This window comes from Cryobacterium sp. TMT4-31 (assembly GCF_004403385.1).
In the GTDB taxonomy this organism is placed as follows: Bacteria; Actinomycetota; Actinomycetes; order Actinomycetales; family Microbacteriaceae; genus Cryobacterium; species Cryobacterium zongtaii.
In genome coordinates this window covers 194,478-212,900 of sequence record NZ_SOGI01000074.1, presented here as the reverse complement: position 1 = coordinate 212,900, position 18,423 = coordinate 194,478, and the positions used below count along the sequence as shown (strand labels likewise).

Genomic DNA, 18,423 nt, shown 5'->3' with positions numbered 1-18,423 from the left:
CGCCGGCCGGGATCAGCCGGCACTGTCGCGCCGGAGCCCGGAAACACTGGACTTACCCCCTCAGGGCTATCAGCATCCGGCGCTCACGGCAAGGACCCGGCAACGTTCAGGGCACACTCTGGGCGGCGAAGCGCTCGAGCCCGCAACGCCGAGTTCCGCCAAAACGCTCCTTCGGGCGCATGGGACCCCCAGCCCACCCGAGTTGCCACTTCGGGCACTCTCCGCAAGCCCGAAGGGGCGCCAACTGCCATCTCGCCTGCAGCGCGCCCCGCGACTTGCCAGTTCACGCCCTCTCCGCTGCGCTGCAGGGGCCTCAAGTGGCAAGTCATCGCAGGGCCCTGCGCCGAGATGTCGCACCCTCCTCCCTTTTGGCGCCGACGGGCTGCTTTCCGGCACGTCGGCGCTGCGGGCTCAGCCGACGATCTGCGCCGCGAAGCGCTCGAGCACCTCGCCGATGCGGCCCTTGCAGCCGCCGCAGCCGGTCCCCGCGCGGGTGGCCGTGCCGATGCAGGCCACGGTGGTGTTGCCGGCCTGCGCCGAGGTGGTGATCGCCTCCACCGTGACACCGTTGCACCAACAGACCGTGGACTCCGGCGCGAAGGCGTCGCCCGCGGTCGCGGGGTCGTAGTCGGGACCATCGAACCGCAGCAGCACCGACCGATCGGCGGGCAGCTCACTGCCGCGCTCGAACAACAGGGTGAGCTCGGCACCGGTACGGGGCATGCCCACACAGACGAAGCCGGTGAGGATGCCGCCGCGAGTGACCATTTTCACGTAGCGGCCGTGCTCGGGGTCGGCCCACTGCGCGACGGCCAGGGGCGCCGGATCGGACGAGCATCCGTGCGTGTGCGCGGTGCCGCCGTATCCGGCGTCGTCGCACCTGGCATCGACGTCGAACGGGTCGGCCGCGGTATCACCGGCGGCGACCACGTCGATGCCCTCGGCCTTGAGCATCACGACGGATGCGCCCGGTCCGGCCGCAAGCGCCGGTGCCGGTTCAGCGGTCACGGCGGCAGCTAGCACGGCCGGCCGGCCCGCTGCGACACCCGCCCTGATCTCGGCGCTGAACCGGGCCGCGAGGCTGTCGGCCTGCCGCCAGCCCGGCCCGATCAGACCGGACGGCCCACCGGCCGGTGCCATCCTGGCGCCGTTCCACGCTGCACCGGAGTCGGCATCGGCCGGACGGCCAGCCACATGAGCGCAGTCCCCGATGGCGTGGATCGCCGCATCCGCCCAGCTTCGCAGCGACTCGTCGACCAGGATGCCGGTGGATACGGGCAGCCCGGCCAGGTGGGCGAGTTCGGTGCGGGCACCCACACCGCAGGAAAGCAGCAGCAGGTCGCCGCTGATCTGCTTGCCGTCGGCGCAGATGAGGGCTTCGAAGCGTTCCACGCCGTCGTCGTCGTGGTGAAACAACACGCTCTCGGCGCGGGCGTGGTTGACCATGGTGACGCCCGCCCGGCGGGCGCTCCGGGTGAGCACCGAGCCGCCGCCGCGGTCGAGGTTGCGGTTCATCGGAATCTCGCCGTGAAAGACCACGCAGACCTCGGCGCCGGCGGCCGCGGCCGCGAGCGCGATCTCCATGCCGAGCACTCCGGCACCGAGCACCACGATGCGCTGACCGGCCTGCACGGCCGCCAGCACGGTGGCGGCGTCGGCGAGGTCGCGGAGCGCGCTGACACCGCAGGGCAGCGGCGCGCCGGCCCAATCCAGTGCAGCGGCGCCGAGGCCGCCGGCATCCGCACCGGGTTTTATCAGGCCGCGCCGCACCCGCTTGACGCCGTCCAGGGTGGGCACATTCGCGCGCGCCCCGGTGGCCAGCACCAGCCTGTCGTACGGCACTGAGCTGCCGTCGCCGAGCGTGACCGTACGGATGGTGCGCTTCACTTCGGTCACCGTGGTGCCGGTGAGGATGCGCGCGCCGGCAGCCAGGGCCCGGCTGCCGTCGGTGAGGTCGAGGGTGTCCCGGTCGGTGCGACCCACGGCGTAATCGGCCAGGAGCACCCGGTTGTAGGCGTGCACCTCTTCGGCTCCGACGACGGTGAGCTCGGCCAGACCGGCCTCGACGAGCGGCAGGAGCTCGTCGACGAACCGGGCGCCGACCGGGCCGTAGCCCACGACGACGATGCGTTCGGGGGCGGCCGGGCCGGGGGAATCGGGCAGCTCGGCAGAAGTGTGGTCAGGCATCCGCCATCGCCCACTCGTGGTCGGGAGCCGACAGGCCGGGCGCATCGATTGCCCGTACCCGCACGGCGGTGCGTTTGAACTCGGGCATGCCGGAGACCGGGTCGGTGGCGCCGGCGGTGAGCAGGTTGGCGCGCTGGTCGGCGGGAAAGTGGAAGGGCAGGAACACAGTGTCAGGCCGGATGTCGGCGCTCAGCTGCGCTCGGCACCGCACGATGCCACGCTCGTTGGCCAGCTCGACCCAACCGCCGTCGATCAGACCCAGGCTCGCGGCGGTGGCCGGGTGCACCTGCATCCGGGCCTCGGGCTGGGCCTCCGACAGCTCGGCCACCCGCCGGGTCTGCGCACCGGATTGGTAGTGCTCGAGCAGCCGGCCGGTGATCAGGGTGAGCGCACCCCGCGTCTGGGCCGGCGCCGCCACGGCTCGCGGGGTCACGGCGACGATGCGCGCGCGGCCGTCGTCGTGAACGAACCGCTCGAGGAAGAGCCGCGGGGTGCCGCCGGAGCCGGCCGGGTAGGGCCAGTACGCGGGCTCCCCCGTGGCGAGCAGGGCGTAGCCGAGGCCTGAGTAGTCGGCGATGCCGCCCTCGGTGGCCCGGCAGAGTTCGTCGAAGACCTCGCCGGGTTCGGCGCTGTACACGCCGGGGGCGTCCAGGCGCCGGGCGAGCTCCTGGAAGATCCACAGTTCGCTGCGCACCCCGGCCGGCGGGTCGATCGCACGTTGGCGGCGGAGAATCCGGCCCTCGAGCGAGGTCATGGTGCCCTCCTCCTCGGCCCACTGGGTGACCGGCAGCACTACGTCGGCCAGGGCGGCGGTCTCGGAGAAGAAGAAGTCGCTGACCACCAGGAAGTCGAGAGCCGCCAGGCCCTGGCGCACCCTGTCGGCGTCGGGCGCGGAGACCACGACGTTGGCACCGTGCACGAGCAGGGTGCGGATGCCGCCGGGTTGGCCGAGCGCGTTCAACAGTTCGACGGCGGGGATGCCCGCACCCGGGATCTGCTCGGGCGTCACACCCCAGACCCCGGCGACGTGGGCGCGGGCGGCGGGGTCGGTGATCTTGCGGTAGCCGGGCAGCTGGTCGCACTTCTGGCCGTGCTCCCGGCCGCCCTGCCCGTTGCCCTGGCCGGTGAGGGTTCCGTAGCCGGAGTGCGTCGTGCCGACGAGGCCGAGCACCAGCGCGAGGTTGATCGCGGCGGTGGCGGTGTCGGTACCGTCGACGTGCTGCTCGACGCCCCGGCCGGTGAGGATGTAGGTGCCCTTTCCGGCGGCGAGCCGACGGGCGAGGCCCTGCAGCTGCCAGACCGGAACACCGGTGTGTTCCTGCACCCGCTGCGGGTACCAGCCGGCGACACTGAAGCGCAACTGGTCGAGGCCGGTGGTGCGCCGGGCGAGGTAGTCGGTGTCGGCGAGACGTTCGGCGAGGACCAGGTGGGTGAGCCCGAGCAGCAGCACCAGGTCGGTGCCGGGGGCCGGCTGCACGTGCATGCCGGCGCCGTCGTCGGTGAGCCGGGCGGTGGCGGTGCGGCGCGGGTCCACGACGATGAGACCGCCGGCCTGCCGGGCACCATCGAGGTGGCCGATGAACGGCGGCATGGTCTGCGCCACATTGGAGCCGAGCATCAGGATGGTGTCGGCCGCGTCGAGGTCCTCCACCCGGAACGGCAGGCCCCGGTCGAGGCCGAAGGCGCGGTTGCCGGCCGCCGCGGCGCTGGACATGCAGAACCGGCCGTTGTAATCGATTCGGGAGGAACCGAGCGCCAGCCGGGTGAACTTGCCCAGCTGGTAGGCCTTCTCGTTGGTCAGGCCCCCGCCTCCGAAGACGCCCACGGAGTCGGCGCCGTGCTCGGCCCGGCTCGTGCGGAGCTTCTCGGCAACAAGGTCGAGCGCCTCGGTCCAGGAGACCGGGGCGAAGCTGCCGTCGGACGCACGGAGCATGGGCTGCCGGATGCGGTCGGCCGAGCCGAGCAGGTCGGCCGCGGTCCAGCCCTTTTTGCAGAGGCCACCGCGGTTGGTGGGGAAGGCCCGGCCGGCGATGGTGACCGGCAGTCCGATCGCATCCGCGGGCCGGGCGGGGGTGCTGGCGGGCGAGGGTGTGAGCGTCATCGCGCACTGCAGTGCGCAGTACGGGCAGTGCGTGTCGACGGGGGTCACGGAGGTGCCTTTCGTGTTGGTACGGGTTCGCGAGAGCGGCCGTTCGGTTGCTTCGGTCGTGCTGAAGCAACCGAACGACCGCTTTCGCGGATGCTGCGGGAGCTAGATGCGGTGTCCGGCCACGGAGGAGTTGCGGCGGAGGTAGACGAACGCGGTGACGGCCATCATCACCAGATAGGCGCCGGCGAAGGCGTAGATCGCGCTGGAGTAGTCACCCGTGGAGGTCTTCGAGAATCCGAGCACCTGCGGGATGACGAACCCGCCGTAGGCCCCGATCGCGGAGATCAGGCCGAGCGCGGCCGCGGTCTTCCGCTGCGTGCCGACATCGCCGGAGTCCTTGTGCGCATCCGCGACCCCGCTCCTGGCGGCGAAGACGCTGGGGATCATGCGGTAGGTGGAGCCGTTGCCGACCCCGGTGGCCACGAAGATCAGCAGGAAGTTGACCAGGAAGAGCCAGAAGTTACCGAGTGGCAGTACCAGGTTCACCAGCACCGCCCCGGCGGCCATCACGCCGAAGGCGAAGACGGTGACCAGGGCGCCGCCGAACCGGTCCGCGAGGCGGCCGCCGAACGGTCGGGCCAGGGAGCCGGTGAGCGCGCCGAGAAAGGCCAGCGAGAGTGACGCGGAGACGACCTGGAAGGAGGAGTAGTCGGGGAACTGGTCGGCGATCAGCTTGGGGAAGACGCTCGCGAAGCCGATGAACGAGCCGAAGGTGCCGATGTAGAGGAACGCCATGATCCACAGGTGCGGTTCCTTCACCGCGGCGATCGAGCCGGCGAAGTCGGCCTTGGCGTTGGAGAGGTTGTCCATGTACTTCCAGGCGCCGAACATGGCGAGCAGGATGAACGGCACCCAGAAGAACCCCGCCAGCGGCAGGTTGAGCGTGCCGAGGGCGCCGAGGGTGATCACGATCGGAACGATCAACTGAGCCACAGCGGCACCGAGGTTGCCGCCGGCGGCGTTGAGGCCGAGTGCGTAACCCTTCTGGCTCTGCGGGTAGAAGTAGGTGATGTTCGACATCGAGCTGGCGAAGTTGCCGCCGCCGAGCCCGGCGAGCGCTGCGATGAGAAGCATGACCGGGAACGGGGTGTCCGGGTTGCCCACAGCGAAGCCCAGGGCGATCGACGGGATGAGGAGCAGGCCCGCGGAGATGATGGTCCAGTTGCGGCCGCCGAACTTGGGCACCAGGAAGGTGTACGGAAACCGCATGGTGGCCCCCACGAGCGTGGGGATGGAGATGAGCCAGAAGATCTGGCCGGTGTCGAAGGTGAAGCCCGCGTTCGGCAGCTGCACCACCACGATGCTCCAGAGCTGCCAGATGACGAAGCCGAGGAATTCGGCGAAGATCGACCATTTGAGGTTGCGGGAGGCGATGGCCTTGCCCCCATTGGCCCACTGCTGGGGGTTCTCGGCGTTCCAGTTGTCGATCCACCGGCCCGGGCGGTGCACCAGTTCGGCGGATGCGGCGGGGGCGGTGAACGTGGCGGGCGGGGCTGTCGCGGTGCCGGTCGTCGGGGTCATCAGGTTCTCCTCGCGAGAAATGGTGCACTGTGAGTACGTGTCGCCGACGTTACGCAGGCCGTGTTTCCGGCAGCGGATGCCGCAGTTACCGTTCGATCACCGTGTACTCACACCCGCAACGGGCCGCTGATAGGCCTCCGTCACATGACCGACACAAAGCCAGGCGGGACCGGGTATCCCGGTCGGTCCCGGCCTCACATCCTCCTCCGGCGCTCGCCGGAACGCGGGCCTACTCGGAGCCGTCCGCGGCGCGGAGGGCCTGCACTCGGTGCAGCATCTGGCGCATCTCGTTGCTGGGCTGTGACGTGGCCCGATCGGCCTCCGGGAACAAGACCTGAATCTCGGGTCCCACCTCGGTTTGCACCGCAGCGGCAAGGTCGTGCCCGTCGATCAGGTAACCCAGAGTCGGCTCCGTCACCGCGATCCAGCGTTCGTTCCAGTCGGCCAGTCGGCCGACGAGCGGCCCGGACAGGCCCAGCACCGCCGGTTCAAGCCTGTCGTCGACCAGGTCGAGGAGAGGCGACCGGTTCCGCAGCGGGAGGCCGCCGTCCCGCGGCTCGAGGAGAATCCGCGTCGGTGTACGGCCGGGCGTCCACACCCACGCCGCAACATCGACGGTGCGGGTCATAGCTCTGAACTCGGCGTCGGGCATCGCCCACATCTGCTCCACGATTGACGATCGCGGGGGCGCCGGGCTGAACGTCTGACCGTCCCCGCCGACGGCGTGCCAGGCCGCGGCAGGCGGGGTGGCGGTCTGGGAAGCACGGGAGGTCTGGGGAGCACGGGAGCGCTCCGCGTCCGCGTCCAGGTAGAGAACGACGACGGCTGATCCGAACTCTTGTTGGAGCTCCGCGGCAAGGAGGTGTCCGTCGACGACAAAAGCGAGGTGCTCGGCCGGCGACGGCCACTCCTGTTGGTTCTGCCCCATCAGCAGCTCGTATCGCGAGTTCCAGCCGACCAGACGGTTCTCCAGGTCGTCGGACAGGCCGAGGACACCGCGAGGCAATGGACCGCCCCACGCGTCGGGCGACGGGGAGCGGTCCCACAACGGGAGCCCGGCGCAGTACTCGGCCATCAGCATCACTCTGGTCGGATAGGCATCGAGGTTCATGCCTCGACCCTACTGACAGAGGCGTACTGACACCGGCGTACTGACACCGGCGTACCGGTACCGGCTCGCGTCAGTCGGTGCGGCCGCGGCTGAACGACCAGGGCAGACCGGCCAGGGCCAGCTCGAGTCGAGCGCTGGAGGAGTAGAGGTCGATGACCACGTCCACCAGCTCGCGCGGCGGTGCCTCGCCGTCCACCAGCAGCGGGCGGCTCACCACATCCGCGCCGCACCGTTCGGCCAAGCCGGCGAAGTAGCCGGGGGCCAGCAGGTAGGTGGCCACCGCGACCCGCACCGGTGCTGCGGCGCGGGCGGCGAGCACGGCTGCGGCGAGGCGGGGCTGGGCGGCAGAGATGAACCCGACGGTCACCGGGCGGCCGAGCACGGCGGCGAGGCGGTCGCCCATGGCGTGGCAGTCGGCGACCGCGTCGGCATCGGTGGATCCGGCCGCGGCCAGCACCACGGTGTCGTCGGGCCTGAGGCCGACCTCGTGCAAGCGGTCGGCCAAGATGCGGGCCAGCCGCCAGTCGGGGCCGAGTGCCCCGGTGACCCGGACGGGTTGCCCGGCGTCGTCGGCGGCCTCGGCCAGGTCGACGCGCACGTGGTAGCCGGCCGAGAGCAGCAGGGGAACGATCACGACGGGGCGGTCGGCTCCATCGGCGGGGCCTGAGTCGGTAGGGCCGGTGTCGCTGGGGCAGGACTCGGCGGCGATGGCGCGGAGGCAGCTGGGCACATCCGGGCTCTGCACATCGACGTAACCGCCCCGCACGGTGAGGTGCGGCGCCGCGGCGGCCAAGGCGTCGACCAGGGCCAGGACGGCCCGCTGACCGGCCGGGTCGCTGGTGCCGTGCGAGGTCGCGAGCAACACCGGGGCGGTCGTCATGCTGCGGCGAATTCCACGGTGTCGGACAGCTCGGTCTCGGCCCGCTCGCCGGCCCGGCCGTGCGCGCTGCCCGGCACCTGGATCTGCACGGTGCCGTGATCGACGCGCACCGGGAAGGTGGGCAGGGCGTAGTCGGCAGAGGTGAAGCACTCCCCGGTTTCGAGGTCATAAACCTGCTTGTGCAGTGGGGAGGCCAGGGTGGGCCGGTCCCCGCGCGACCCGACGATGCCGCGGCTCATCACGCAGGAGCCCGTGGCGGGGTCCTGGTTGGATACTGCGAACAGGTGGCCGTCGGGCAGCAGCACCAGGGCCACCTGCACGCCGTCGATCAGCGCTGCCTCGGCCCACAGCGGTTCGAGTCGGTCGAGGTCGCAGACGCTGGTCCAGTCCGCGGAGCCAGCAGAGTCGTGGCCAGCAGAGTCGTGCGGGTGGGTGGGCGTTGTGTGCACGGGGTCCTCCAGTGGTTCTGCGGGCGAATGACACGGTCTGGGTCACGGCGACGTCGGTGCGGCCTGGCATCCACGGTAGGCAGACCTCGTGTCGGTCATCGTGCGGGGCCGTGACGATCGCGTAACGAAGACCTCTCACGCTGCCCGAAACGACGTGAGGACCCCGTCACACTCCGTTACCCGGGCGACACGGTCGGGAAATCGCCGAAATTTAGGCTGACGGAACAGCTCACCACTCGGAAAGGCACTCCATGGACCACGTCACCCCCGCAGCGGCCGACGCCGCCGCAGACGTCCCCGGCACGCCCCGACGCGTCGTGGTGATCGGCGGCGGCCCCGCCGCGCACCGGTTCACCGAGGCGATGGCCGCCCGCGCCACCGCATCCGGCAACACCGGGACCGTCGAGCACACCGTGACTGTATTCGGCGAGGAACCGCACCTGCCCTACGACAGGGTGGCGCTGTCCCGCCGCCTGGTCGACTCCGAAGACCTCACCCTCGGCGACACCGCCCTGTGGGACGCCGCCTTGATCAGTTACCGCGGCGGCAGCAGCGTCGTCGGCCTCGACACCGCGGCACAGGCGATCACCCTCGCCGACGGTGAACGGGTGCGGTACGACGACCTCGTCTTCGCCACCGGCTCCGCCGCCACCGTGCCGCCCATCCCCGGCGCCGAGGCCGGTCATGTGTACCGCACCATCGAAGACGTCGATTTCCTCGTCGGCGAGATCGGCCGGCTGCGCGAGCGCCTGGGGCGCCCGGCCAATGTCGTCGTCGTCGGCGGCGGACTGCTCGGCCTGGAAGCCGCCGGCGGTCTCGCCAGGCTCGGCGCCGCATCCACCCTGGTGCACTCGGGTGACTGGCTGATGTCGGCGCAACTCGACGAGGGCGCCGGCCAGGCGCTCGGCCGACTGATCGGCGCGCAGGGCATCGCCCTGGCGCTCGGCACCCGGCCCACCGAGATCCTGCGCTCCCCCACCGGCCGGGTCCTCGGTGTCTCGCTCACCAACGGCAGCCAGCTGCACGCCGACCTCGTGGTCTTCTCCATCGGCATCACCCCGCGCGACGAACTCGCCAGGGCCGCGGGTCTGGAGCTCGGCCCGCGCGGCGGCATCGTCATCGGCGACGACTGCCGCACCTCGGTAGCCGGGATCTGGGCCATCGGCGAGGTCGCCAGCATCGACGGCGTCTGCGTGGGACTGGTCGCCCCGGCCAACGCCATGGCCGAGGTCACCGCCGATCGGCTGCACGGCGGCGAAGCCGTCTTCCCCGGCATCGACGATGCCACCAAGCTCAAGCTCTCCGGGGTGGAGGTCGCCAGCTTCGGTGACGCCCTCGGCCGCACCGAACACTGTCTCGAGGTGGTCTACGCCGACCCGGCCCGCGGCCTGTACCAAAAGATCGTGGTCACCGGAGACGCCAAGACCCTGCTCGGCGGCATCTTCGTCGGCGACGCCTCGCCGTACACCTCGCTCCGGCCCCTGTTGGGCCGCGAACTGCCCGCGGAGCCCGGCGCCTACCTCTCCGCCGCCGGCGCCGAACCGCCCGCGAACAGCGACCTGCCCGACGATGTGCAGCTCTGCTCCTGCAACAACGTGTCGGTCGGCGCGGTGCGCGAAGCCGTCCGCGGCGACCACGGCGAGGCCTGCACCGAACTAGGCCCGCTCAAGGCCTGCACCCGTGCCGGCACCCAGTGCGGCTCCTGCGTCCCCCTGGTCAAGAAGATCCTCGAGACCGAGCTGCGCAAGGCCGGCGTCGAGGTGTCCAAGGCCCTCTGCGAGCACATCGCGTTCAGCCGCAGCGAACTGTTCGAGAGTGTGCGCATCCTGCAGCTCACCTCGTTCGACGACATCATGGAGCGCTTCGGTACCGGCCTCGGCTGCGACATCTGCAAGCCGACCATCGCGTCGATCCTGGCCACCCAGACCAACGGCTATGTGCTGGATGCCGGCCGTGGCGGCCTGCAGGACACGAATGACCGCGCCCTGGCCAACATGCAGAAGGACGGCACATACTCGGTGGTGCCGCGCATCCCGGGCGGGGAGATCACCCCGGCCAAGCTCAAGGTGATCGCCGAGGTCGCCGAGCAGTACAACCTCTATACGAAGATCACCGGCGGGCAGCGGATTGACCTGTTCGGTGCCCGTCTCGAGCAGCTGCCCGAGATCTGGACGATCCTGGTGGACGCCGGTTTCGAATCCGGTCAGGCCTACGGCAAGTCGTTGCGCACCGTGAAGAGCTGCGTGGGCAGCACCTGGTGCCGGTTCGGCGTGCAGGACTCGGTATCGATGGCCATCCAGTTGGAGCTGCGCTACCGGGGGCTGCGGTCGCCGCACAAATTCAAGCTCGGCGTCTCCGGCTGCGCCCGTGAGTGCGCCGAGGCCCGCGGTAAGGACATCGGCATCATCGCCACGGATGTGGGTTGGAACCTGTACGTGGGCGGCAACGGCGGCTTCCAGCCGGCGCACGCACAACTGCTCGCCCAGGACCTCGACGACGACACCCTGATCGCCTACATCGACAGGTACCTGATGTACTACATCCGCACCGGCGACAGGCTGCAGCGCACCGCGCGGTGGCAGGAGGAGTTGCCCGGCGGGCTCGAGCATGTGCGCGATGTTGTCGTGAACGACAGCCTGGGCCTGGCCGCCGAACTGGAACTGGCCATGGCCGCGCACGTGGGCAGCTACGAGGACGAATGGGCGGCGACCCTGAAGGATCCGGAGAGGCTCCGCCGGTTCCGCTCGTTCGTGAACGCGCCCACCACGCCGGACCCGGCGATCGTGCAGGTGCTCGAGCGCGGCCAGCCGCGCCCGGCCTGGCCCGGCGAGCGCGCGGCGCTGGCGGAGGCGGCACCGACGGATGCGGGTCAGACCAGCACTGTACAGAGCGGCACGGTGCAGACCGGCGCTGACTTCTTCGGTGTCAGCGTCAACGAGCCCGACGACACCGCCCCGGCCACCGGGCCGGTGCTGCTCTCCGGCGCCCGGATCCCCCTGCGGCCGGCCGACCGGAACGACACCGACCTGCCTCCAACCGGGCGGAACGACTCCGGGCGACACACAACCGCTCACACCGCTCCAGTAGACGGAGAATAGTGCCATGCCGAATCCAACCCTCGACATCGGTCTGAACGTGACCGGTCGCCGCGTGCTCATCATCGGCGGGAGCCGCCCCGCCCGCCGGGTCATCGCCCGGTACCGCGCTGCGGGCGCCGTGCTCTACCTCGCGGCAGACACCTACGAGGTGCCCAACCCTCTCGTGCGCGCCGTGGCCTGGCCGCATTCGCCGCGCGGCTGGCGCGACCTGGTCTCCGCCGTTGACCTCGTCGTGGCCGTCGACCTGCCCGCGCACGACGAGCCGCTGCTCGTCGCCGCCTGCGCCGAGAAATCGGTCTGGCTCACCCGGGAGGCGGCCGCCCCGGTGTCCAGGCCCGGGCACGTCACCCTCGTCGGCGGCGGTCCCGGCGACGACGACCTGCTCACCGTCGCCGCGCTCACCGCGCTCCGCGGCGCCGACATCGTCTACTACGACAGGCTCGGTCCGCACGACAGGCTCGACGAGTGGGCGCCCGGAGCCGAACTGGTGAACGTGGGCAAACATCCGGGCCACCACGCCGTACCGCAGGCCGAGATCGAGCAGTTGCTCGTGACCAGCGCCCGCGCCGGCCTCACCGTCGTGCGCCTCAAGGGCGGCGACCCTTTCGTGTTCGGCCGTGGCGGTGAAGAAATGGCCGCCTGCCGGGCCGCCGGAGTTCCGGTCACCGTGATCTCCGGGGTCACCAGCGCCATCTCCGTGCCGGCGCTGGCGGGCATCCCGGTCACCCACCGCGACGTCTCCCGCCTGTTCACGGTGCTCAGCGGTCACCTGCCGCTCAGCGAGGAGGAGCTGGCCCACCTGGTGGGCCTGGGCGGCACCATCGTGGTGCTGATGGGCGTGGGCACCCTGCCGCACCTGGCCAGCGGCCTGGCCCGGCACGGCATGCGCGCCGACATGCCCATCGCCATCATCGAGCGCGGCTTCTCCGCGCACCAGCGCACCACCGTTGCCGACATCGAAACCGTGGTGAGGGTCGCCGGCGAGGTCGGCGCCCGCTCCCCCGCCGTGCTCGTGATCGGCGAGGTCGTGCGGCTGGCCCAGTGCGACGACGCCGCGGCCGTTGAAGTGCTCGCAAACGCCGCTACACTCTCAGGCCAGAGGTAACCCTGCCTGACACGTCAGCCACCAGAACCATCGGAGACACAGTTAACGACATCGGAACAGAAGCGGGGCTGCCCGGCTTCCGACCGGACCAGCTCGAGGGCTTCCGCATCGGAGTCACGTCCGACCGCCGGAGTGAGGACCTCATCGCCGCGTTCGAACGACGCGGCGCCGATGTTCTGCATGCCCCGGCGATCCGCATCGCTGCCGCGGCCGACGACTCGCAGATCACCGCCGATACCGCGGCGATCATCGCCGGCCGACCGGACATCCTGCTGGCGACCACGTCGTACGGCATCCGTCGCTGGCTCGAAGCAGCGGATGCGGCCGGGCTCGGCCACGACCTCACCGAGACCCTCGAGAACAGCCGCATCCTCGTGCGCGGCCCCAAGGCTCGCGGCGCCATCCGCGCCGCCAACCTTGACGACTCCGGCATGAGCGACGAGGAAACCACCAGCTCGCTCGTGGACAAGGTGCTCGGCGAGGGCGCGGCCGGGTTGACGGTGGCCGTGCAGCTACACGGGTTCACCGACGAGTCCCAGATCCAGCGGCTGCTCGACGCCGGTGCCACGGTGCTCACCGTCGCGCCATACCGGTGGTTGCTGCCCGACGACTCCAGCCGGGTGCTCAAACTCATCGACGCGGTCTGCACCGGGTCGCTTGACGCCGTCACGTTCACCAGCGCACCCGCTGTCGAGGCGCTCTTCGGCGCGGCGGATGGCGTCGGCCGGCTCGAAGCTCTGCAGGAGGCCCTGCGCGGACCTGTCGTGGCCGCCGCGGTCGGGCATGTCACCGCCGCACCCCTGCTCGCGGCCGGCATCACCCCGATCGTGCCGGAACGGTTCCGCATGGGAGCGCTGATCAAGCTGGTCTGCGATTACCTCGCCGACGAACGGGTTCTGCGCCTGGACAGCCGGCACGGTCCGGTGGAACTGCGCGGACGGCGGGTGTCTGTCGCCGGCGCATCCGCCCTGCTGCCGCCGACGTCGCTCACCCTTCTGCGCGCCCTGCTCGCCGCACGGGGGTCGGTACTCTCCCGCGCCGATCTGACGGCCGCGCTGCCCGAAATCCAGGACGACCACGCCGTCGATGTGGCCATCAGCCGGCTGCGCCAGTCCCTGCCGGCGCCGGCGCTGGTCGCCACGGTGATCAAACGCGGCTACCGCATCGACGTGTAGCGGACGCTTCGCGCTCGCTCAGCAGGAGGCCACTCGAGTTGCCAGTTGAGGCCCTTCTGCCAGGGCACCTTTCGGCGATTCGACGAAACGTGCTGCGCCGATGTGCGCCAAAGTGCCCCTTCGCCCGCCCCGAAGCGGCGTAGTGCGGCAACTCGGCGGGCACTCCCCGCTGCGCGGGGGTGGCGAGTGGGGTGTGTCAGCTGCAGCTAGGTGAGGCGGGCGGCGACCTCGTCGAGGACCGACTCCGAGCCGGCGTAGATGCCGTCGGGCCGGGGCCAGTGACTGATCACGTCGGTGAAGCCGAGCTCGCCGGCCCGGCCGACGGCGTCATTGAAGGCACCGACACTCTCCAGCGAGTACGCCCCGCCGCTGTCGAGCGAGAGGTAGCGGTCCAGAGAGCCCGGCGCCCGGTCCGCCGCGGCGAGGGTGTCTTCCAGCCGGTGGACCAGCGCCGCCACCGCGCTCCACCATTCCTCGCCCACGGCACCGTCGGCGCCCGTGGTCACCCAGCCCGCACCGTGTTCGGCGACGAGCTTGAGGCCCTTCGGCCCGTTGGCGGCGATCACGAACGGAACCCGGGGCTGCTGCGCCGGCCGGCCCACCATACGGGCGTCCACCGCGGTGAACCAGTCGCCCGCGAAGTCGAAACCGCCCGCTCCCGGCTTCTCGTGGCGCAGCAGCAGGTCGAGGTCGGTGACGAACTCGGCGAACCTCTCGTGCCGCTGACGCGGGGTGTATGTCGGTTGCCCGAGCACGAAGGCGTCGAAGCCCGTTCCGCCCGATCCCAGCCCGAGCAGCATCCGCCCGCCGGAGATGTCGTCGACCGTGGCGACCTCCTTGGCGAACGGCACCGGATGCCGAAAGTTCGGTGAGGCGACGAAGGTGCCCAACCGGATCCGGTCGGTGACCGCCGCCGCGGCCGCCAGGGTGGGGATGGTGGCCTGCCACGGCTGATCGGCGAGGCTGCGCCAGGACAGGTGGTCGTAGGTCCAGGCGTGATCGAAACCGTACTGCTCGGCGCCCTGCCATTTCCGGCGGGCCTCGGGCCAGTCGAACTGGGGCAGGATGACGATTCCGTGGCGCATACCGGCAGTCTACAAACCCACCGGGCAGCCGGGCGGCCGGAGTCCCCGCATCCGCCTACCCCGCGCCGGGGCGACCAGAGGGTGCTATGACTGGTGCGTCGGCGCCGCGCCGCACTCGAGGAAGATCTGCAAAGGAGCACCCCGATGGACCCGATTGTGACCCCGGGCCGGTTCGCCGGCCAGACCGCCATCGTCACCGGAGCCGGCTCCGGGATCGGAAAAGCGACAGCCGTGCGACTGGCCAGGGAGGGCGCCAGGGTGATTGCCGGCGACGTGGTTCCCGCCCGTCTGCAGGAGCTCCTCGACCAGTTCGGCGACCTCGACATCGTGACCGTCGACGGCGACATCAGCCACCAGGACACCACCACACGGCTGGTCGCCGCGGCGAACGGCCGCATCGACGTCGTCGCCAACGTCGCCGGTGTCATGGACGGCTTCCTCCCGATCGCCGAGGTCGACGACGCCACCTGGGAGCGGGTTTTCGGCATCAACGTGACCGGCATGATGCGCCTGATCCGCGGGGCACTGCCGATCATGGTGGCCGGCGGCGGCGGGTCGATCGTCAACGTCACGTCCGAGGCCGGCCTTCGCGGCGGCGCGGCCGGGGTCGCCTACACGTCGTCCAAACACGCCGTGATCGGTCTGACCCGCAACACCTCCGTGATGTACTCGGCCCAGGGCATCCGCTGCAACGCGGTCGCGCCCGGCGGGGTTCAGACGAACATCGAGGCTCCGATGCGGTCTCCCCTGGCCGGGTCGGTGCTCGGCCCGGTGTTCCAGCACGTGTTGCCTCCGGTGGCCACCTCGGAGCAACTCGCCGCCACCATCACCTGGCTCGCCAGTCCGGACTCGGCCAATGTGACCGGCATCGTCCTGGCGTCGGACGGCGGCTGGTCGGCAATATGAGATCCGGTCTCCCTGTCGTCGCATGAGAGGGGTGCGGATCTCGGACGGTGCTGCCAGACTCACCGCATGACAGGCACAGACCAGACTCAGAGCCCCGTCCCGTTCCCCGGCCGCACGCACGGCCATGGCCGATCCGCCCCGCCGTTTCGGTGCGGCGTCGTGCCGCCCTACCTCCTCGAGCACCTGGCCGCGGTCGAGGACCCGCGCTTCGAGGCCGCGGCCGAGGCCGCCCGGCGATCGTTGCGCGTCGACGACCCCATCCGCAGCCTGCGCTTCGAGCGCCGCACCAGCGCGCTGCCCGCGCTACCCGTCGAGGCCGTGCCGGGCGTCAGCACCCGCACCATCAGCGACGCCGGTCAGCTGCAGCGGCTGCCCGGCCGCACCGTGCGCACCGAAGGTCAACCCCCGGTCGCCGACGTGGCGGTCAACGAGGCATACACCGGCCTCGGCGACACTCATGGCCTCTACTGGAGCCAGTACCAGCGCGACTCCATCGATGGGCGCGGCCTTCCGCTGGACGCCACGGTGCACTACGGACGGGACTATGACAACGCCTTCTGGGACGGCGAACGGATGGTGTTCGGCGATGGCGACGGCGAGGTCTTCAACAGGTTCACGATCTCGTTGAGCGTGATCGCGCACGAGCTCACCCACGGTGTCACCCAGTACAGCGCCAACCTCGCCTACCAGGGCCAGTCCGGTGCGCTCAACGAATCGGTGTCGGATGTCTTCGGCGCCCTCGTGGAGCAGTTCGCAGCCGGCCAGGACACCCGGTCGGCGAGCTGGTTGATCGGCGCAGGGCTCTTCACCGAGCAGGTGCAGGGCCAGGCGCTGCGTTCGATGAAGGCTCCGGGCACCGCCTATGACGACGATGTTCTCGGCACCGATCCGCAGCCGGCCTCGATGGACGGCTACATCGACACCGAAGACGACTATGGCGGAGTGCACCTCAATTCGGGCATCCCGAACCGGGCGTTCTATCTGGTCGCCGAGGCCCTCGGCGGCAACGCGTGGGAGGCGCCGGGGCAGATCTGGTACGACACGCTCACCGGCCCCACCCTCGCCGTGAACGCCGACTTCACCGCATTCGCGACGGCGACGGCGACGGCCGCGATCACCCGTTATGGCGCGGGCTCCGCCGAGCACGCCGCGGTTCTGGCGGGGTGGACCGGAGTGGGTGTGGTCTTCGATCCGCTGCGAGCGGCCTCCTGACGCGGCGGCGTCGGTTCAGCGTTCGCTGGCAAGCCGCCTTCGATCATGCCGACATCCCCGATCGTGGCCCCGGCCGGACGTACCATGGGGCCATGAAGGTCGTCGTCTCACGCAGCGGAGGCATCGCTGGGCTCCGGGTCACCTGGGACGTGCAGGTTGACGAGCAACCGGATGCTGCCGCGTGGATGCGTTTCCTTGAGGAACTGCCCTGGGACGAGGCCGTAGACAGCGCACTGATGCCGGACCGTTATGTGTACCGCATCCGGTGTGCCCCGCACGAGGTGGTGCTCGCCGAACCACAGGTGCACGGCGCCTGGAAAGACCTGATCGACAGGGTGCGCGCGGCGAGCGAACGCTGACGCAGAGCACCGAACATCGTGTCGTTAGCACCCTGTAATAACGCACGCCCGGCGATACTGATAACGTGACTCGAAAGGGGGTCACGGGGCCCCATCGAGGGGGGCCATCATGGCAACGGCATATTCGTCTGCATCATCACTTCCTGGCGTCGCGGGCGCCGCCGCTTCACGCCGCAGAGCCGGCCGGCCAGCCGCCGGGCGACCCGGTGCCCTGCTGCGGCGCGGCCTCGCCGTCACCTTCGGCCTGGTGGTTGCCGCCGCCGCGATCCTCGGCACCACGCAGGCGCCCGCCTCAGCGGCCCCGGTGCCCGGCACGGTCAACCAGTGCAACTACATCCAGGACGGCGGCGGTAACGAAATCGCCTGCGACGTCACCATCACGAACTACCTCGACCTCGACACGGGCCTGTCCCGCTCGGACATCACCGTGCGCACCTGTGAAGGCCCGGTCGGCGAACTGCTCTGCACCACCATCCCGGTGAGCTTCCCCACCGCCACCACCGTCGTCGATCAGTGCAACAACTCCGCCAACGGCGGCGGGTCGATCGCCACCTGCAACGTATCGGTGGAGAACGTCATCGTCGGCGATGCCACGACGTCCCCCGCAACTGTTGACCAGTGCGGCGGTTCCGGTGCGGAAGGACCCGAACCCACGCTCAACTGTGCTCCGGTGTCCACCACCACCTCGGCCACCATCACCCAATGCAACGGCTCCGTCAACGGTGGCGGCGCCGCACTTCGCGTCACCTGCACGGTCGATCCGTCGACAGTCAGCGCGGCGCTGCCCGTGACCATCCGTCAGTGCAACGATTCCGTGAACGGCGGCGGCTCCTTGCTGACCTGCACCGCTTCCCTCACCCACCGGATCCTGCCCGCCGGAAGCGTCATCCCCACCCCGACACCGCCGGTCACCACCCCCTCGGCGACGCCTCCGGTCACCACCCCCTCGGCAACGCCTCCTACCGTCGAGGCAGGCCAGACTCCCACCCCGTCGGCGAACCCTCTCATCCCCATCGCCGGCGGCGGCGGCAGCGGCGCCGGCTACGGTACCGAACTGGCTGAGACCGGTACGGACGCCCTGCCGGTGTTCCTCATTGCGGCCGGAGCGCTGCTGATCGGTGGAATCCTCCTCACCGTGATGCTGGTGCGTCGCCGTTCCACCCAGCTGTAGGGCAACACGCCGCGG

The 18,423-nt window shown here is 70.5% G+C and carries 14 protein-coding genes; 7 read left to right on the top strand and 7 right to left on the bottom strand.

The window, feature by feature from the left end; all coding sequences use genetic code 11:
• Positions 1-411: 411 nt before the first annotated feature.
• From E3T19_RS18630 to nirD, 6 genes are all read right to left on the bottom strand, one after another.
• Positions 412-2,187: an FAD-dependent oxidoreductase gene (locus E3T19_RS18630; protein WP_134409551.1), complete on the bottom strand. Its 1,776-nt coding sequence runs from the start codon at positions 2,185-2,187 to the stop codon at positions 412-414.
• Complete coding sequence (locus E3T19_RS18625; RefSeq protein ID WP_134409550.1) at positions 2,180-4,336, bottom strand: molybdopterin oxidoreductase family protein; 2,157 nt, start codon at positions 4,334-4,336, stop codon at positions 2,180-2,182. Before E3T19_RS18625 ends, E3T19_RS18630 begins: the two co-directional genes overlap by 8 nt.
• A gap of 102 nt (positions 4,337-4,438) precedes the next feature.
• On the bottom strand, positions 4,439-5,857 hold the full coding sequence (locus E3T19_RS18620; protein WP_088455675.1) for an MFS transporter: 1,419 nt from the start codon (positions 5,855-5,857) through the stop codon (positions 4,439-4,441).
• Positions 5,858-6,086: 229 nt separating this feature from the next.
• Positions 6,087-6,968 (bottom strand): hypothetical protein, encoded by an 882-nt coding sequence (locus E3T19_RS18615; protein WP_134409549.1) that lies wholly within the window; start codon positions 6,966-6,968, stop codon positions 6,087-6,089.
• A 70-nt stretch (positions 6,969-7,038) separates the two neighbouring features.
• A complete protein-coding gene (locus tag E3T19_RS18610) occupies positions 7,039-7,848 on the bottom strand; it encodes a sirohydrochlorin chelatase (RefSeq protein WP_134409548.1) in 810 nt (269 codons plus the stop codon).
• Positions 7,845-8,297 carry a nitrite reductase small subunit NirD gene (nirD, locus tag E3T19_RS18605; protein WP_088455672.1) on the bottom strand — a complete coding sequence of 151 codons (453 nt, stop codon included), beginning with the start codon at positions 8,295-8,297 and terminating at the stop codon, positions 7,845-7,847. Before nirD ends, E3T19_RS18610 begins: the two co-directional genes overlap by 4 nt.
• 251 nt (positions 8,298-8,548) lie before the next feature.
• Here nirD and nirB point away from each other — a divergent pair, with 251 nt between their 5' ends.
• The 3 genes from nirB to E3T19_RS18590 are packed head-to-tail and all read left to right on the top strand — an operon-like array spanning position 8,549 to position 13,675.
• On the top strand, positions 8,549-11,395 hold the full coding sequence (nirB, locus tag E3T19_RS18600) for a nitrite reductase large subunit NirB (protein WP_134409547.1): 2,847 nt from the start codon (positions 8,549-8,551) through the stop codon (positions 11,393-11,395).
• A gap of 4 nt (positions 11,396-11,399) precedes the next feature.
• Entirely contained in the window at positions 11,400-12,500 is a 1,101-nt protein-coding gene (cobA, locus tag E3T19_RS18595; protein ID WP_134409546.1) for a uroporphyrinogen-III C-methyltransferase, read from the top strand.
• A 2-nt stretch (positions 12,501-12,502) separates the two neighbouring features.
• Positions 12,503-13,675: a uroporphyrinogen-III synthase gene (locus E3T19_RS18590; RefSeq protein ID WP_370291491.1), complete on the top strand. Its 1,173-nt coding sequence runs from the start codon at positions 12,503-12,505 to the stop codon at positions 13,673-13,675.
• Positions 13,676-13,881: 206 nt separating this feature from the next.
• Here the strand turns inward: E3T19_RS18590 and E3T19_RS18585 are convergent, their stop codons facing one another.
• Positions 13,882-14,760 carry an LLM class flavin-dependent oxidoreductase gene (locus tag E3T19_RS18585; RefSeq protein ID WP_134409545.1) on the bottom strand — a complete coding sequence of 293 codons (879 nt, stop codon included), beginning with the start codon at positions 14,758-14,760 and terminating at the stop codon, positions 13,882-13,884.
• 144 nt (positions 14,761-14,904) lie between these two features.
• On the opposite strand from E3T19_RS18585, the gene E3T19_RS18580 reads away from it, so the two are divergent.
• The 4 genes from E3T19_RS18580 to E3T19_RS18565 all read left to right on the top strand — a co-directional run bounded on the left by E3T19_RS18580 (position 14,905) and on the right by E3T19_RS18565 (position 18,408).
• Positions 14,905-15,666 carry an SDR family NAD(P)-dependent oxidoreductase gene (locus E3T19_RS18580; protein ID WP_088455667.1) on the top strand — a complete coding sequence of 254 codons (762 nt, stop codon included), beginning with the start codon at positions 14,905-14,907 and terminating at the stop codon, positions 15,664-15,666.
• A gap of 66 nt (positions 15,667-15,732) precedes the next feature.
• Positions 15,733-16,878 carry a M4 family metallopeptidase gene (locus E3T19_RS18575; protein ID WP_134409544.1) on the top strand — a complete coding sequence of 382 codons (1,146 nt, stop codon included), beginning with the start codon at positions 15,733-15,735 and terminating at the stop codon, positions 16,876-16,878.
• Positions 16,879-16,970: 92 nt separating this feature from the next.
• Entirely contained in the window at positions 16,971-17,237 is a 267-nt protein-coding gene (locus E3T19_RS18570) for a protealysin inhibitor emfourin (protein ID WP_134409543.1), read from the top strand.
• Positions 17,238-17,346: 109 nt separating this feature from the next.
• The gene (locus tag E3T19_RS18565; RefSeq protein ID WP_088455664.1) at positions 17,347-18,408 is read left to right on the top strand and encodes a hypothetical protein; all 1,062 of its coding nucleotides are present in this window, start codon (positions 17,347-17,349) and stop codon (positions 18,406-18,408) included.
• Positions 18,409-18,423 lie beyond the last annotated feature (15 nt).